Raw genomic sequence first — 16,320 nt, forward strand, 5'->3', positions numbered from 1 at the left:
ACATATTTACTCAAAGGAAGCTCTGTGCTATTATCCTTGTATAAACATTATAATGTTATAAACTAAGGAGGCAATTATGAAAGGGTTTGTAGAATTTATTGAACAGAAGTTGATGCCGATTGCAAATAAAGTGGGGATGCAACGGCACATGGTAGCGATTCGTAAGGGGATCATCGCTACGTTACCGTTAACGATCGTTGGGTCTTTCTTCACGATCTTGCTGAATTTTCCCATCGAATCAGTCGCTGCGGTGATCGAACCGTATCGGGAAGTTTTGGATATTCCCTTTCGTTATACAGTCGGATTATTGGCATTGTATGCAACGTATGGGATTGCTTCATCGCTAGCAAAAAGCTACAAGCTGGATTCATTGACTGCGGGTATCTTAGCAACGATGTCCTTTCTTGTAACCGCTGCACCACCGTTGCGAGTCTTTGATTCTGTGGAAGGCATCATTGATGCGGGACGTTATATCAATGTGGCAAATTTAGGGTCAGGCTCTTTGTTTGGCGCGATCGTCACGGCGATCTTGTCCGTTGAAATCTATCGTTTCTTTATCGTAAAAAACATTACCATCAAAATGCCAGATGGCGTGCCACCAGAAGTGACGAATTCATTCATGGCGTTGATTCCTGGAGGTGCGATCCTGATATTGTTCTGGGTGATCCGTCATATGTTAGGCTTTGATATCAATGGCTTTTTAAGTAACTTGTTGATGCCGTTAAAAGACGTGCTAGCTGGTAACAGCTTGTTTGGTGGCTTATTGACTGTCTTCTTGATCTGTTTCTTCTGGGTACTGGGGATTCATGGACCAGCCATCATGGGTCCTGTCATTCGTCCATTCTGGGATATTTCCATCGCTGAAAATATGGAAGCGTTCCAAGCATCTGGCAATGCGCATGAATTGCCTAATATTTTTACGGAACAATTTTTACAATGGTTCGTCTGGATCGGTGGAGCCGGTACGACCTTAGCGTTGGTCGTTTTGTTCTTCTTCTCCAAATCAAAATACTTGAAACAATTGGGCCGTTTGTCCATCTTGCCAGGCTTATTCAATATCAATGAACCAGTGATTTTCGGTGCACCGATCGTAATGAACCCAATCTTAGGCATTCCGTTCTTGGTGGCACCATTGATTACGACAACGATTTCTTACTTCGCGACTATTACGGGTGTCGTACCGATGATGGCTGCCAGACTTGGGTTTGCCATTCCAGCACCAATCGCCGCCTGGATGAGTACGGACTGGAGTATCGCAGCAGCGATTTTAGTAATCGTCAACTTCTTTATCACACTCGCAATCTACTACCCATTCTTTAAAGTCTTTGAGAAACAGCAGATTGCCCGCGAACAAGAAGAAGAAACAGCCGCTTAAGCAAGACAAAAAAGAGTGAGGTGCAAACATGGGGATTTATGCCATTTGTTTATTTTTTGGTTGTCAAATTTGGTTAACAAAATCAGCACAAGGGAAAAAAATTCAAGAAGTGCCGTTTTGGCGGATGCTTTTGTTCGGGATTCTTGGCGTTGCTGCAGCGATCCTACTGAGCCGTCAGTTTCCGTGGGGACCATTTTTGACGATAACGGCGACGATTGTTTGCAGTTCGCTTTTACTGACACGTTTTACTGCTTTTTATGAAGAAATGAGGATGAGATAAGTTGAAAAGACAACTAGGAGTATCGGTGTATCCCGATCACAGTGATTTTGAAACAGACAAAGCCTATCTGCAATTAGCCCATGATTATGGCTTTAGCCGCATTTTTATGAGTATGCTGGAAGTAAGTGACGGCAAAGAAAATGTGCAGAAAAAGTTTAAAGCGTTGATTGATTTTGCCAAAGGATTAGGCTATGAAACGATTTTAGACGTGGCACCAGCCATCTTTTCGGAACTAGGCATCTCCTATGATGACTTGACCTTTTTCCATGAACTAGGTGCCGATGGGATTCGTTTAGATTTAGGCTTTGACGGCAATAAAGAAGCGATGTTGACCTACAATCCCTTTGGCTTAGCTGTTGAATTGAATATGAGCAATGATGTGGCGTATTTAGACAATATTTTGACCTATCAAGCCAACATTCCTTACTTATATGGCTGCCACAATTTCTATCCGCAAGAAGGGACTGCCTTGCCCTATGATTTCTTTGAAAAATGCAGTCGTCGTTTCAAGGAAAAAGGCATTCGAACCGCCGCATTTATCTCTTCTAAAACGGGAACGATCGGACCTTGGGATATCAATGATGGCTTACCGACCTTAGAAATGCACCGGAAAATGCCTGTAGAAACTGCCGCAAAGCATTTGTTTGCCACAGGCCTGATCGACGATGTCATTATCGGAAATGCTTATGCTTCTGAAGCAGAATTGGCAGCGCTAGGAGCGATTGATCGCTACCAGACTGCATTTGCTATTGAATTTGTGCCTGAAATCAATGAAGTTGAACGCCAAATCGCCCTGAACGAGCAGCATTACCGTCGAGGCGACATCACCGATCGGATGATCCGTTCTACAGAAGTTCGTAAAAAGTATAAGAACCATGACAATCCTGTCCATGACCACGAAGGCGTCTTTCAACGAGGGGACGTTGTGATTGGCAATGATCGTTTTGGCAAGTACAAAAACGAGCTGCAAGTCGTGCTAGAGCCTCACTCAGATCCACGAAAAAATAAAATCGGTTCGATCGTCGAACAAGAGTTAGTTCTGCTGCCCTTTATCCATCCTTGGTCGAAATTCACTTTCACAGAGAGGAAGGTGTAACGAAATGTTTGATTTGATTATTCGTCAAGCCCGCACGATCGATGAAGAAGTATTTGATATTGGGATTCAAGACGGGAAAATCACTGCTCTGGCACCCACGTTGCAGGAGCAGGCGAAACAAGAGCTGACCTTAGCAGAAGGGGAGTTCTTGTCAGCTGGTTGGATCGATGACCATGTCCATTGTTTCGAGGAAATGACGCTCTATTATGATTATCCAGACGAGATCGGTGTCAAACAAGGCGTCACGACCGTTATTGATGCGGGGACGACTGGCGCCGAAAATATCCATCGGTTTTATGATTTAGCCAAAGAAGCCAAAACCAATGTCTTTGCTTTAGTCAACATTTCCAAATGGGGGATCGTAGAGCAGGATGAACTTGCGGATCTGTCAAAAGTCAAAAAAGAATTGGTCAAAGAAGCGCTGCAGAAGTTTCCTGACTTTATCGTCGGGATCAAAGCCCGAATGAGCAAAACGGTGATCGGCGAAAATGGCATCACGCCGTTGAAATTAGCGAAAACGATCCAAGCTGAAAATCAACCGCTGCCTTTGATGGTCCATATTGGTTCAGCACCACCGAATTTAGCAGAGATTCTCGCTGAATTGGAAACAGGCGATGTGGTGACCCATTGCTTTAACGGCAAAGCCAATGGGATTTTGGATCAGACGAACCATACCATCAAGCCTTACGTCTTTGCTGCCTATGAAAAAGGCTTGGTCTTCGATATTGGTCATGGGACAGACAGTTTCAATTTTGACGTGGCGGAGACAGCCTTTGCCAATCAGCTGAAGGCTTCTTCCATTAGTACAGATATCTACATTCGCAATCGTACTAATGGACCAGTCTTTGATTTAGCGACGACTATGGAAAAATTAGCGGTCGTAGGGTATGATTGGCGTGAGATCATCGAGAAGGTGACCAGTGCCCCTGCGAAGCAATTTCATTTACAGAACAAAGGCGAGATCGCATTGGGATATGATGCTGATTTTACGATTTTCCGCTTTGAAGCGGGCGAAAAGGAATTGACGGATTCTAACGGCAATCGCCGAATCACGACACAACAGATCGTGCCGCAAAAAGCGGTGATAGGAGGGGAACTTTTTGACACTGAATATTGAAGAATTAGGCTTGAAAGAAGTCATCAATGCTTCTGGCAAAATGACGATTCTAGGTGTCTCGAAAGTCAGCGAAAGTGTGCTTGCAGCCCAGCGCTACGGCGGGGAGCATTTCTTTGAAATGGCAGATCTAGCAGAAAAAACCGGAGCCTATTTAGCAGAATTGTTGAAAACGGAAGATGCACAGATCGTTTCTTCCGCTTCAGCGGGGATCGCCCAATCAGTGGCGGCGCTCATCGGTCAAGGCGACAGCTATCATTTGTACCATCCATATAGTGAGAAAATCAGTAAGCGGGAGATCATTTTGCCCAAAGGCCACAACGTAGATTATGGTACACCAGTGGAAGTGATGGTGGCACAAGGCGGTGGGAAGGTCGTGGAAGCAGGTTATGCCAATATGTGTACACCCGAACACATTGAACAGATGATCACGCCCGAAACGGCGGCGATCCTCTACATAAAGAGTCATCACACCGTTCAAAAAAGTATGTTGACAGTAGCAGAAACGGCCCAAGTTGCCAAGGCACACGATCTTCCATTGATCGTTGATGCGGCTGCTGAGGAAGATTTGTTTGCCTATACCCAAGCCGGTGCTGATTTAGTGATCTATTCAGGTGCGAAAGCACTGTCAGGACCAAGTGCTGGCTTAGTGATCGGCAAGCAGCCCTATGTCTCTTGGGTACGCCTGCAATCCAAAGGGATTGGTCGAGCAATGAAAATCGGTAAAGACAATATTCTCGGATTTACCCAAGCCGTGACGGATTATCTAGCGGAGGGAACAGAATCTGGCGCTTCGATGCAAGAGCGCCTTCAACCATTTATTGCGGCAATCAATGAAATCACTGGTTTAGAAGCAAAAATCGTTCAAGACAGCGCTGGCAGAGATATTTATCGGGCCAGTGTCAAAGTGAAAGAACCAAGTGCCAAAGCAGTGATCGACGCGCTAAAAGCAGGAGAACCAGCGATTTATACTCGTGAGTACCAAGCCAATAACGGCATTATTGAATTTGATATCCGAGCAGTCAATGAACAAGAAATGGCAGTGATCACCGATCGTTTACAAGAAATTATGTTAGGAGCAACCCAAAAATGAAAACTTCACCCAATTATTTCGCTGACCGTGTCTGTCTAAATGTGTTAGCAAACTCCATCGAAAATGCGAAAGCTTGTTATGAAGCAGCAGAGGGCAACATCGTCCTAGGTGTTTTATCAAAAAATTATGCTAGCGATGAAGCAGCCATCGCTGACATGAAAAATTATCAAGCGGCAACAAAAAATGCCCTTTCTGTAGGGCTTGGTGCTGGCGACCCCAACCAAAGTGAAATGGTCTCCCGAATTTCCGCTGTTCTACAGCCACAGCATGTTAACCAAGTATTCACGGGGGCGGGTACCTCACGAGCTTTGTTAGGACAATCTGAAACGATCGTCAATGCCCTTGTTTCACCAACCGGAAAAGTCGGCTATGTCAATATTGCTACTGGACCATTGAGTTCACAAACCCCAGCTGTAGAAGTCCCAGTCGAAACAGCGATCGCTTTATTAAAAGACATGGGGGCTAGTTCTATCAAGTATTTTCCAATGAAAGGGTTGGCTCATAAAGCAGAGTATCAAGCAGTAGCAGAGGCTTGTGCTGCGAATGATTTTTATTTGGAACCGACCGGCGGCATCGATTTAGAAAACTTTGAAGAAATCTTGCAGATCGCTGTTGATGCAGGCGTGAAAAAAATCATTCCCCATATTTACAGCTCGATCATCGATGGCGAAACAGGGGACACACGCCCTGAAGATGTACAGACATTAGCAGAAATGACGAAAAAAGTACTGGCAGCAGCCAAATAGGGGGGATCAATGATGCGGATCGGTGCTTACGGTGAGGTAATGATGCGGTTGACGCCACCAGAATATCGAACATTGGAACAGACCCACTCTTTGCGGATGGATTTTACAGGAACAGGGGTCAATCTGTTAGGCAATTTGGCGCATTTCGGCTTGACCACCTCGATGCTGACACAAGTGCCAGCCAACCGATTAGGAGATACGGCAAAAGCCAGCTTGCGTTCCTATGGGATTCAAACGGCATTTGTTGGCAAAAAATATAGTCATAGTCATATCGGCAGTTATTTCGCCGAGATCGGCTACGGCGCTCGTCCGACCTATGTGACGTATCAAAATCGCCATCATAGTTCCTTTGGCGTTTCTGGTCCAGAAGAATATGCCATCGATGGGTTTTTAGAAACGGTGGATCTCATTCATATTTGCGGGATCTCACTTAGTTTGACTGAGAAAACTTGGCAAACAGCTTTGGCTTTGGCAAAACAGGCCCATGCCAAGCAGATTCGCGTCTGCTTTGATTTCAACTTCCGACCAAGCTTGAATGATGAATTGAATCGGGAGGTACTGAAACAGCGGTATGAAACGATCCTGCCTTATTGCGACCTAGTTTTCGGCTCTGTCCGTGACTTGGAGGAGCTGTTGGCTTATCCCTTAAAGGAAACCGAAGGCGCCGAGCTTGCGTTGATCCAATCCTTTATTGACCAGTATCAACTAGAATGGTTCTGCGGGACACGGCGTCTAGCCGTGGAAGACAAGCAGTTTATCAGCGGAAGGATCATTACGGCACAGGATGCCTATGAAACGGCACCACAACTGCTGCAAGTCTTGGATCGGATCGGGGCAGGGGATGCCTATGCCGCTGGCGTATTATTAGGCTATGCCGAAAAATGGTCACTCCAACGCACCGCTGATTTTGCAATCACGAATGCAGTATTGGCTCATACGATGCTGGGAGATGTCCCCTTAACCACCAAAGAACAAGTGGAACAAGTCTTACAGGCACCTGGGAAAGACTTGATTCGCTAGAAAAAACACTTGCGTCCTTCTCTTGATGGATGGCTGCGCAAAAGTAGACCAATCGGCTACTTTTGCGCAATCATCCATCGTTTTTATGAGAAGGACGCAAGTGTTTTTATTGTTTTAAAAAGGTTTCTACTTTTTTTTCAGGGATCACCCACAACAATAGCACGAGACTATCCAGCGTGATGATGAATAGGGGATGGATCAGCCAGCCGAGGAGCAATGCTAGCACATTGATAAACAATGTAAAATAGAGTTTCTTGTATCCGCGAAACAGTTCTACGATGGCTTGATTGTCAGGATTGGCACGAACCAACATCTTTCCGACTAAGAAATAGCTAAAATCCGTCAATAATATGACAGCCCCGTATAGCAGCTGAGGGGCAAGAGCGACTGGATAACGACTGACCCATGACGTCACGAAAGGAAAGAGGGTCAGTGCCAGGATCAATAAATGATTCGCCCACAAGGTCCAACCGTCGATTTTAGATACTACTTGAAATAGATGATGGTGATTGTTCCAGTAGATCGCTAACATCACAAAGCTGATCAAATAAATAATAAATTGCTGTTCCACTCCTAAAAAAGAAGCAAAGGTATCGCCTTCGGGCTGGTGCAATTCCAATACTAATAAGGTCATTACGATCGCAATGACCGCATCGGTAAAGGCTTCGATTCGATTTTTTGACATGTACATCCATCCTTTTAAGTTTCTGTTTACTGGATCAGTGTACGCGATTGTCAGAAATTCGTCGAATGATTATTCTCGGGACAAAAGCCAACGTTCCAGCTATTTCGCAATTGGCCCATTGCCTAGTGCACCGAATAAAAACAAATCGATCGCTTCTGGCATCTTGTCTTCTTTTTCTGGTGAGTCCAAATGAGCCGCCATCAGTACTAACAATTGACTGGTGACAAATTCTGGGTCGACATCCGAACGGAGATTGGAATCGCTGCGACGAAACAAGTCAAGAAACGGTTCCTTGTAATTTTTCCGCCAAAGCAAGTAGAGTTTTTTTGAAGTATCCTCAGAAACGGTATGCTGAATGTCGTGCATCATCATATAAAAATTGATGCGATGCCGACTTCTTAAAAAAAGAAACATGTTCAAGATTTTTTCAGAGATCGTCAAGGAAGTATCTTCAACGGTCTGATTTAGCTTTCCAGAAACCTCTTGTGCCAAAGAGACCATCACTTCATAATAGATGGCTTCTTTGCCTTTGAAGTGATAATAAAGATTGGGTTGGGTGATGCCGACGGCTTCTGCGATCTGTCTAGTAGAAGTTGCTTGATACCCCTGCTGCATAAACAGGTTTTCTGCGACTCGTAATATTTTTTCCCGCAAGTTCAAAGTCAGCCCTCCCAACGTTCCTGACGAAGCATTTTTTTCGCGGTGAACAAAAGTTGGATTTTCCGTTGTTTCGGTACCGCTGTTTTTTCAGCAAATACTTGATAGTTGTTTTTGCGAATCACAGTCAAGATTTCCCGATAGATCAAAGCAGCTGCTAATAGAGCTTCACGGCAATCTTCATCGATTTGCGGCATCATGACAAAAGATTCTTGATAAAGCGTCTCTGCCAGTTGCGCCTCGTGTTCCCACATCTCGATAAACTGTGGGTTTTGATTACCAGCTGCTAAAGCCTCTCGCGAAAGGTTGTATTGCGCCAAGACCGTTTGCGGCAAATAGATGCGGCCCATCCGCAGATCCTCGCCAATATCACGTAAAATATTGGTGCGCTGCATCGCTTCACCCAATTTGATGGCGGGCTCTTGAATCGCAGCGGCTGCTTGCGAGAGAATCGGCAAGAGCATCAGACCTACACTGCCAGCTACGTAGTAACTATAGTCAGAAAGCTCTTTTTCAGAGGTGGGCTGCTGGAAGTCAAGGTCTTGTTTTTGCCCCACCAATAGGTCGAAAAAGGGTTGAAATTGCAGATCAAACTGTTGGAAAGAAAGGGTCAATGCCCGCCAAATGGCTTCATCAGGATCTTCTTCCTTGACGGCTTGCGACAAGTCGATCGCATCGTCTGAAACTTGTTTTTGCATTTCTTCCAAGCGTTTTTTCATGGCTTCGATCAACAAAGGATCTTGCTTTTCATCGACGGCATCATCGGCACGTCGGCAAAAGGCGTAGACGGCATAGACGGCGCGGGCTTTGTCTTTTGGCAATTGAGAAAAGGCGGTATGGAAATTTTTCGAATGCTTTTTTATGATGGCCTCACAGTATAAAAAATCGTTGTCGTATTCATCAAAGACGCTTAATGATTTAACGGTCATCTTTTAACAACTCCTCCACAGCTAACTTGGCACTTTGCATCACGATTGGCACACCCGCTCCCGGATGCGTACTGCTGCCGCAGAAGTATAGGCCTTCTGCATAATCAAATTTATTATGGGGACGATAGTAATTGCTTTGCGCCAAGGTTGGTTTCAAGCCAAATGTCGCACCGTTGTAGGCATTGAAGCGGTCATTGAACGTATCTGGCGTATACATTTTTTCATACACGATGTGTTCATCAATATCCGTAAAGATCGTTTTTTCTTTTAATAATCCAATGATCTGCTGGCGGTAGCTTTGGATCGTTTCATCCGTCCATTGATCAAATTTAGATAATTCAGGTACTGGGACTAAAACATAAAGACCTTCTTGACCATCAGGTGCTAAGGAAGCATCTTTCAGGGTTGGACGATACAAGTAGAAGGAAGGATCTTCTGGCAGCTTACCAGCCTCGAAAAGATCATCTACATTGCGTTTGAAATCATTGGCAAAATAAATGCTGTGGAGTGCGCTATCCTCATATTTTTTGTCCAGACCTAAATAAAGCAAGAAACAAGAACAAGAATAATCCATCGAAGCGATTTTTTGATTGGTGTATTTGCCGCGTTTTGATTCATCAGGAATCAAGCTTTCCATAGCATAAGGAAAATCAGCCGCACAAATCACGGCATCTGCGGTGATCGTTTCTCCATTGACACGAACGCCTTTGGTTTGCTTGTTTTCGATCAATAATTCATCGATCGGCGTATTGTAATGGATCGTACCGCCTAATTCTTGGAACAAACGTGCCATACCAGTGGCTAACGTATACATGCCGCCTTTGATGAAATAGACCCCATACATCAACTCGATCATAGGGATGATCGTATAAAGGGACGGCCCTTGGTAAGGGGAGACACCGATATACAAGGTTTGAAACGCCAATGATTTACGCAGGCGATCATCTTTGACAAATTTAGAAATGGAAGAGTAGGCGTCACTAAACGTTCGCAGCTTTAACCCTGCCCATAATGATTTGGGATTGTAAAAATCTCGCCATGTCCGAAACGACTTGGTGATGAAGGACTCTTTGGCGATCACATAGCGTTTGTAAATATCTGCTAAAAAGGCAAAATAGCCTTGAGCATCTTCTTCTGAGATCGCTTCTAGCGTTTTGGTCAATTCTACTAAGTCATTTGAGAAGGTCAGCGGTTCGTCTTGGGCAAAATACAGCTGCAGCATCGGATCGACTTTCTCCATAGGAATATAGTCATTCGGATCAACGCCAGCAAATTCAAACACTTCACGATAAATTTCAGGCATCATCACGATGGTGGGGCCCACATCAAAGGTAAAGCCGTTTTCCTTGATCTGATTCATTTTGCCCCCAGGTTGACCTTCTTTTTCGTAGAGGGTGACGTCATAGCCAAGTTTTTGCAAACGGACAGCAGCAGCTAATCCTGACACGCCCGCACCGACAACAATAATTTTTTTCATGCTTGCTCCTTCTGCGAATCATCTGATTCGGCTTCTTTTTTCGTGTGTTCTTTTTCTTCTAAAACGCCATCTTTCATGACGAGAACCCGATCACAATAATCTGTTAAACGGGTATCATGGGTCACCATAATGGTGGCTTTTTGTTTTTCTTTGGTTTCTTTTGCTAAGATTTTGACGACTTCGACGGCTTTTTTTGAATCAAGACTCGCCGTTGGTTCATCTGCCAATATGATGGTGGGATCATGATAGAGCGCTCGGGCAATAGCCACACGCTGTCTTTCACCACCAGAAAGTTCATCGGGGTATTTGTTCTGCAGCTTTTCGATCCCAAGTTGTTCAAACAATTCAGTTGCTGATTGCTCTTGGGTTTCTTTGCTGACCTTATCCACTAATTGGAGTTGCTTTTTGACCGTCAAAAAAGGGACAAGGTTGGAAGCTTGTAAAATAAAGCCGATCTTTTTGAAACGAGTTTTTGCCCGTTGCTTTTCTTTTTGTTTACTGAAGGGTTCGTCATTGATAAACACTTCGCCTTCAGAGGGGGCTTGCAGACCACCGGCGATCGTTAGAAAGGTACTTTTCCCAGAGCCAGAAGGACCGATGATGGCGACAAATTCGCCTTTTTCTACCGAAAAGTTGGTTTCTTTCAAGGCTTCAATTGTCGCGTCCCCATCTTTAAATGATTTTTTGACTTGTTTGAATTCAATGGCACTCATGTTTTTTCCTCCTATCCGATTGCTTTCAATGGGTCGATTTTTACAATCGTTCGCACCGAGAAGAAAGCACCTAGCATCGCGATCAGAATCATCATGACACTGATACTAGCAAAGAATAATAGATTGATTTGGAATGGCACTGCCGCAGGTAACACGAGGGCGGTACCGATCGTTGCCAAACCACCGATCAAAACACCCGAGGTTGCCAATAAGAACGTTTGGGCGATCACCGAAAAAGCAATGTAGCGGCTAGAGATCCCTTGAGCTTTCATGACACCAAAAATTTCTGATTTTTGCATCGTTAGCACATAGATAAAAATACCGATAACGATGGCAGCGATCACGATCAAGAACCCGATCATAAAGCCAAAGGTCAGCACTTGTGCGTTGTAACCAGGCAATTCATTAATAAATTTGCTGATATCCGTAGCGACCAGATCATCTGGCACTTCTTTGATTTTGCCGCGAGTCACGATCGCGTTGATACGGGCATTTTCAGAATCATCTTCTTTTTCAAAACGAATTTCTTGATAAGCACCGATCGAGGTGTAGAGGACCGGAGCGACACTGAAGCGGGCGTTATCTGTAAAACCGACGATTTTCAATTTTTTGTCACTGCCTGCTAATTTGATGGTGTCACCAATGGAAATCCCGTATTCTTCCTCAATACTGCTGTCGGCGACCGCTTCATCATCTGAAGCAAACATCTCGCCATCGGTAATATTGGGTGCTAAAAATTGATCTGGATCAATGCCGAAAAAGGTGACATCGACTTTTTCACCGTTGTCTTCTTTGGTCACAACTCCAGCGGTTTGCGCCAAAACTGCTTTTTCTGGTGCATCGACTTCATCATAAAGACTGCGAGGAAGCATCGACATGTTTAAATTATCATTTGCTTCTTCGGTCAACAAAATTTGATCTGCCTCCCATTTGTCGACCGCCATCCGATTATCTTGAGCCAACCCATAAGCTAACCCAGTTAAAAAAAAGACCAAATAGGCGATTAAAAACATGACCCCTGTGACTAGGGCGTAACGCAATTTGGAATGGCGTATTTCATTGATTGCCAAAAACATAACGATTCCTCCTAATATTTTATCACTTGATAAAATAAAAATACCATTTTTTTTATTTTCAGCAAACTATCTTGCTTACAAAGAGTAAATTCGGTGAAAAAAGGAAGGTTATTTAGAAGGGGCGTCTGTTGATTGAAGAAAACCACTTGCTGCCCTTTGATTTGAATAGACGCGTAGGAGCAGCGAAGGGGCGGGGGATTTTAGTGGAGAAAGAACGTTTAGAATAACAGTAAAAGCCCTCTGATTCAGTGCAGACACAACTGCGGCGCTGAATCAGAGGGTTCCTATTTGAAGTCTGGTGCTGGATCAAAGTGTCAATCGTCAGTTTCTTTGCTTGTAGCGATAACTAACGGCACGATTTTTTCAAAGGAGTGACGGAAGCTTTCAGGTTGTGCTAATTTTTGATAGATGATCGCCAAACCGTCTTGGTTTTTGCGATAATCCAACCAAACCTTCAGCTCACTTTGAGGACCGTATTTCTTTGAAATGTACTGATACGCTTCATGATGCAATTGTTCTAAATCTGTCAGCTGCTTTTTCTCATAAGCAAAAAGCAAGGTTCGCTTGAGGATTCGCTCAAAATCTAAGTCGCGATCGGCTTCGGAAATAATTTTGCCATAAAGCGAGCGAGGCTCATAGGGCAGCGAGGCGCGATGATCTTCTACAGCTTCGCCGATCATTGAAATGACTGGAGGAGAGAAAAAGCGTGGCAACACAGCATCTTGTTCAACGATCTTGCGGGAATTGCTTTCGTGGTTTTTGCGGCCATAGAGCAAGCCGATATCATGGTAGGCAGCTACCGTATAGACGATATTCAGGTCAACGGGCAATGTTTCAGCAATTTCAAAACTATTTTGGATCACTTGGTGGACGTGCGCTGGGGAGTGACTGCTATCCAATTGGTTGTATTGCGGGATGATGGAGCTTTCAATATAGTGCTTTAGTTGTGGATCAATCGGTGCATCAATCTTCATTTGTCTGGTTCTCCTGCCTTTCATGTGCTAGATGAGGGGGAATTGAGCCAGTGCCAAACCGATCAATTGTTGCTAGACCTAGCGGCTGACGACAAAAGCCAAAGGGCTGTCCATCAATGGTGATTTGCTGCTTGAGCCACGGAAGGTAACTGATAGTATTGGTTGGATCGCCAGCAGCTGCTTGTTCCATATTCTGCCATTCATTCGACGTAGAAATCGTTGCATCACCTTTCAATAAGCCCTGCCAAATCACCTGGATCTCCTTGGGACAAAGGTTTCCTGCCATTGATGACAGCCCGTTAAACCCTAGTGCGACCTTTTCCGCCAAGTCCGCTTCACCACCAGCATAAAAACGAAAATCGGCAGCCGTCTTTGTTTTTAGTTGAGGCACTCGCTCCTTCCTGCCAGCTTCTTTTAAGCCGATCACCCGAGGGTCAGCGATCAAGGTCAAGAGGCTTTCTGCAGATAAATCAAAGCCCGTGCGGCGGGGATTGTTGTATAAAATAACTGGTTTTTCGCAAGTATGGATCAATCCCTGAGCATAGAGCACGGATTCCTTTTGGGTCAGGCAAAGATAAGGGGGAAAGCCTAAAACCACACCATCGATTCGGGGATTTTTGCTGACTGCTTCTGCCAACGCGAGCGTTTCATGAAATACGATGCCAGCTAAACCGAAGAGGACTTCGAAATCGGCTGCCCAGCTGGTTTCTTGCGCTAAGGCATGTAGAAGCTGTTTTTTTTCTGTTAAGGTCAATGAGTGCTGTTCACCGGTGGAGCCGCACACCAAAACCGATTTGATCCCTTGCTTTTGCAGTTGCAAGATATGAGCGATCGTTCTTTTCGTGTCAAGTCTTTCTGCATGATCAAATGCTGTTGGGACGGCAACATGCAATGAGTGATTCAATGAAGTCATCCGATTCATCCTTTCTTGTGATACGTTTAGCCAGCGATGTTCTTCTTGCTTCTGGTGCAAGCCAAGGAAGACGAAACAACTGATTATCCACTAAGTGTAGCAAACTTCTCGTTTCAGCAAAAGGCTTAGCAAAATATTTTTAAAACGGTGGTTGCGTTTTCAAAAAAAGCATGGTATTATGCAAGTAATAAAACAGGCATGTGACTGGTAATGCAGGCAGGACCTATAAAAAACATGGAAGGGATCGTTGGATTCCGTTCAATGTTTTTGTAGGTACTGCCTGCTTTTTTCTTTGTTTGGCCAACAAAGGAAAACTAATTAAAGGAGAAGAAAATTATGAATGTAAAAGAAACGGCAACTGCCATCGTTGAGTTGATTGGCGGAAAAGAAAATATCGCACATTTGGAACATTGCTCCACCCGCTTGCGCTTTACCTTAAAGGACAATAACCTCGTACAAAAAGATGCCTTGGAAAAAGTCGCTGGCGTGATCGGCGTGCGCCAAAATGTCCAATGCCAAGTCATCATCGGCAATGATGTCGTCGAAGTGTATGATGAGGTTATGAACGTGTTAGGTCATGAGCTAACAGCGGATGGAGGAAGTGAAGCGAAACAAAAACAATCGTGGGGGGCGGTCCTGCTTGATTTTATTATCTCGATTTTTCAACCGTTGATTCCAGCGGTCGCTGGTGGGGGCGTCTTGAAATCCTTACTATTACTTGCTTCTGTCACTGGATTGATGGACAATACGAGCCAGACGTATCAAATTTTGAATCTGATCGGTGGCGCACCATTGTATTTCTTACCGATTTTAGTGGCGATCACCACGGCAAATAAATTAAAGGTCAACCAATTGGTGGCGGTTTCCGCTGTTGGTGCCTTGATTTTGCCTGACCTAACGACACTATTGACAGATGGCGCAGCGTTCATGGGCTTCGGTTTACAAAATATCGCCTATGCGTCACAAGTATTTCCAGCCATTTTAACGGTTTTATTTTACGCTCAAATTGAAAAGCTGTTTACCCGAATCTCACCAAAACCGATCCGTATCTTCTTTGTTCCGATGATGAGCTTGGTTATTACGGTTCCAATTGCTTTATTGATTTTAGGCCCACTAGGCTTTGAAGTCGGAACGATTTTTTCAGCAGCGATCATTTGGCTGTATGCCCATTTAGGTTGGGTGGCAACAGGGATCTTAGCCGCTGTTTTACCATTGATGGTGGTTACCGGTATGCACAAAGCCATGATTCCCTATGCTGTTTCGTCCATGAGTGAGATGGGGGCAGAGCTGTTATACTTGCCTGCCTCATTGGCACATAACATTGCAGAAGCTGGTGCTTGTTTTGCGGTGAGTGTTCGGACCAAAGACCAAAAACTTCGTTCAACCGCTGTTTCTGCAGGCATCTCCGCCCTTTTTGGCATCACCGAACCTGCTTTGTATGGGGTGACGATCCTGCATAAACGAGTGCTTTACGGCGTGATGGCTTCCAGCCTAGTTGGTGGAGCGGTGGCTGGTTTGTTTGCCATCAAGGCCTTCGCATTAGTTGGCCCTGGTCTAGCAAGTATCACTATGTTCGTGGATGAAGCCAACCCGATGAATCTTGTGTGGGCTTTGGTCACGTTAGGGGTATCCTTTGCTGTTTCTTTTGTCCTTGTCCTTTTCTTATTCAAAGACAAAGTAGTAGAAAATAAGACGACTGTTGCCGATCCGAAAGCCGAAGTATTGAGTAAACCAGTAGAAGGCCAAGTGGTAGCCCTCTCTGAAGTCAACGATGAAGTCTTTTCAAGTGGTATGATCGGAGAAGGGTTCGGGATCATCCCGACGTCTGGCGAATTGATCGCACCAGAAGATGGCGAGATCACGATGTTGTTTGAAACCAACCATGCGATCGGGTTAAAAACCCGTAATGGCGCAGAATTGCTCTTTCATATCGGCTTGGATACCGTTCAATTAGAAGGCAAACACTTTACCCCTTATGTAAAAGCGGGGGATCAAGTGAAACAAGGGCAACCCCTGATCCAATTTGATCTCGAGGCTATCAAAGCAGCTGGTTTTGATCCAATCGTGATCTGTGTGGTCACCAATCAAGAAAACTTTACGGTCAAAACGATCGAATCAACCGATGATCAAAGCGACCATGGTGTCCTATCGATCGCACCGCTCGTCTAAACA

Annotated in this window: 16 protein-coding genes; 8 read left to right on the top strand and 8 right to left on the bottom strand. The window is 44.7% G+C overall.

The window, feature by feature from the left end:
- Positions 1 to 76: 76 nt before the first annotated feature.
- Genes A5870_RS06120 through A5870_RS06150 form a run of 7 tightly spaced genes read left to right on the top strand, consistent with a single transcriptional unit; the run spans position 77 to position 6,724 of the window.
- Positions 77 to 1,375, top strand: coding sequence for a PTS sugar transporter subunit IIC (locus tag A5870_RS06120; protein ID WP_005225702.1), 1,299 nt, complete (start codon positions 77 to 79; stop codon positions 1,373 to 1,375).
- A 28-nt stretch (positions 1,376 to 1,403) separates the two neighbouring features.
- Complete coding sequence (locus A5870_RS06125) at positions 1,404 to 1,655, top strand: hypothetical protein (RefSeq protein ID WP_005225703.1); 252 nt, start codon at positions 1,404 to 1,406, stop codon at positions 1,653 to 1,655.
- 1 nt (position 1,656) lies between these two features.
- Positions 1,657 to 2,751, top strand: coding sequence for a DUF871 domain-containing protein (locus A5870_RS06130; RefSeq protein ID WP_086292128.1), 1,095 nt, complete (start codon positions 1,657 to 1,659; stop codon positions 2,749 to 2,751).
- Between the two features lie 4 nt (positions 2,752 to 2,755).
- Entirely contained in the window at positions 2,756 to 3,868 is a 1,113-nt protein-coding gene (locus tag A5870_RS06135; protein WP_086292129.1) for an amidohydrolase/deacetylase family metallohydrolase, read from the top strand.
- Entirely contained in the window at positions 3,852 to 4,958 is a 1,107-nt protein-coding gene (locus A5870_RS06140) for a DgaE family pyridoxal phosphate-dependent ammonia lyase (protein ID WP_086292130.1), read from the top strand. The genes A5870_RS06135 and A5870_RS06140 overlap by 17 nt, the downstream gene beginning before the upstream one ends.
- Positions 4,955 to 5,704, top strand: a complete 750-nt coding sequence (gene dagF / locus A5870_RS06145; protein ID WP_086292131.1) for a 2-dehydro-3-deoxy-phosphogluconate aldolase — start codon at positions 4,955 to 4,957, stop codon at positions 5,702 to 5,704. Before A5870_RS06140 ends, dagF begins: the two co-directional genes overlap by 4 nt.
- Positions 5,705 to 5,713: 9 nt before the next feature.
- Positions 5,714 to 6,724, top strand: coding sequence for a sugar kinase (locus tag A5870_RS06150; protein ID WP_086292132.1), 1,011 nt, complete (start codon positions 5,714 to 5,716; stop codon positions 6,722 to 6,724).
- Between the two features lie 106 nt (positions 6,725 to 6,830).
- Here A5870_RS06150 and A5870_RS06155 read toward each other — a convergent pair whose 3' ends face one another.
- From A5870_RS06155 to A5870_RS06190, 8 genes are all read right to left on the bottom strand, one after another.
- A complete protein-coding gene (locus A5870_RS06155; RefSeq protein ID WP_170924019.1) occupies positions 6,831 to 7,409 on the bottom strand; it encodes a TMEM175 family protein in 579 nt (192 codons plus the stop codon).
- A 99-nt stretch (positions 7,410 to 7,508) separates the two neighbouring features.
- Positions 7,509 to 8,069 carry a TetR/AcrR family transcriptional regulator gene (locus A5870_RS06160; protein ID WP_010747950.1) on the bottom strand — a complete coding sequence of 187 codons (561 nt, stop codon included), beginning with the start codon at positions 8,067 to 8,069 and terminating at the stop codon, positions 7,509 to 7,511.
- Positions 8,070 to 8,071: 2 nt separating this feature from the next.
- Positions 8,072 to 8,995, bottom strand: a complete 924-nt coding sequence (locus tag A5870_RS06165) for a phytoene/squalene synthase family protein (RefSeq protein ID WP_086292134.1) — start codon at positions 8,993 to 8,995, stop codon at positions 8,072 to 8,074.
- Positions 8,985 to 10,472 (bottom strand): phytoene desaturase family protein, encoded by a 1,488-nt coding sequence (locus tag A5870_RS06170; protein WP_005235239.1) that lies wholly within the window; start codon positions 10,470 to 10,472, stop codon positions 8,985 to 8,987. Before A5870_RS06170 ends, A5870_RS06165 begins: the two co-directional genes overlap by 11 nt.
- On the bottom strand, positions 10,469 to 11,185 hold the full coding sequence (locus A5870_RS06175; RefSeq protein WP_005225713.1) for an ABC transporter ATP-binding protein: 717 nt from the start codon (positions 11,183 to 11,185) through the stop codon (positions 10,469 to 10,471). Before A5870_RS06175 ends, A5870_RS06170 begins: the two co-directional genes overlap by 4 nt.
- Positions 11,186 to 11,196: 11 nt before the next feature.
- Positions 11,197 to 12,261, bottom strand: a complete 1,065-nt coding sequence (locus tag A5870_RS06180; RefSeq protein ID WP_005235249.1) for an ABC transporter permease — start codon at positions 12,259 to 12,261, stop codon at positions 11,197 to 11,199.
- Positions 12,262 to 12,575: 314 nt separating this feature from the next.
- A complete protein-coding gene (locus A5870_RS06185; protein WP_005225715.1) occupies positions 12,576 to 13,235 on the bottom strand; it encodes an HD domain-containing protein in 660 nt (219 codons plus the stop codon).
- Complete coding sequence (locus A5870_RS06190) at positions 13,225 to 14,148, bottom strand: dihydrodipicolinate synthase family protein (protein ID WP_086292135.1); 924 nt, start codon at positions 14,146 to 14,148, stop codon at positions 13,225 to 13,227. Before A5870_RS06190 ends, A5870_RS06185 begins: the two co-directional genes overlap by 11 nt.
- A 336-nt stretch (positions 14,149 to 14,484) precedes the next feature.
- On the opposite strand from A5870_RS06190, the gene A5870_RS06195 reads away from it, so the two are divergent.
- A complete protein-coding gene (locus A5870_RS06195) occupies positions 14,485 to 16,317 on the top strand; it encodes a beta-glucoside-specific PTS transporter subunit IIABC (RefSeq protein WP_086292136.1) in 1,833 nt (610 codons plus the stop codon).
- Positions 16,318 to 16,320 lie beyond the last annotated feature (3 nt).

The sequence above is a fragment of the Enterococcus sp. 2G9_DIV0600 genome (assembly GCF_002140615.1).
Classification (GTDB): Bacteria; Bacillota; Bacilli; order Lactobacillales; family Enterococcaceae; genus Enterococcus_D; species Enterococcus_D innesii.

Coding starts and splice junctions, on each gene's coding strand:
- A5870_RS06120 (WP_005225702.1), top strand. CDS start 77: ATGAAAGGGTTTGTAGAATTTATTGAACAGAAGTTGATGCCGATTGCA.
- A5870_RS06125 (WP_005225703.1), top strand. CDS start 1,404: ATGGGGATTTATGCCATTTGTTTATTTTTTGGTTGTCAAATTTGGTTA.
- A5870_RS06135 (WP_086292129.1), top strand. CDS start 2,756: ATGTTTGATTTGATTATTCGTCAAGCCCGCACGATCGATGAAGAAGTA.
- dagF (WP_086292131.1), top strand. CDS start 4,955: ATGAAAACTTCACCCAATTATTTCGCTGACCGTGTCTGTCTAAATGTG.
- A5870_RS06150 (WP_086292132.1), top strand. CDS start 5,714: ATGATGCGGATCGGTGCTTACGGTGAGGTAATGATGCGGTTGACGCCA.
- A5870_RS06155 (WP_170924019.1), bottom strand. CDS start 7,409: ATGTCAAAAAATCGAATCGAAGCCTTTACCGATGCGGTCATTGCGATC.
- A5870_RS06165 (WP_086292134.1), bottom strand. CDS start 8,995: ATGACCGTTAAATCATTAAGCGTCTTTGATGAATACGACAACGATTTT.
- A5870_RS06170 (WP_005235239.1), bottom strand. CDS start 10,472: ATGAAAAAAATTATTGTTGTCGGTGCGGGCGTGTCAGGATTAGCTGCT.
- A5870_RS06175 (WP_005225713.1), bottom strand. CDS start 11,185: ATGAGTGCCATTGAATTCAAACAAGTCAAAAAATCATTTAAAGATGGG.
- A5870_RS06180 (WP_005235249.1), bottom strand. CDS start 12,261: ATGTTTTTGGCAATCAATGAAATACGCCATTCCAAATTGCGTTACGCC.
- A5870_RS06185 (WP_005225715.1), bottom strand. CDS start 13,235: ATGAAGATTGATGCACCGATTGATCCACAACTAAAGCACTATATTGAA.
- A5870_RS06190 (WP_086292135.1), bottom strand. CDS start 14,148: ATGACTTCATTGAATCACTCATTGCATGTTGCCGTCCCAACAGCATTT.
- A5870_RS06195 (WP_086292136.1), top strand. CDS start 14,485: ATGAATGTAAAAGAAACGGCAACTGCCATCGTTGAGTTGATTGGCGGA.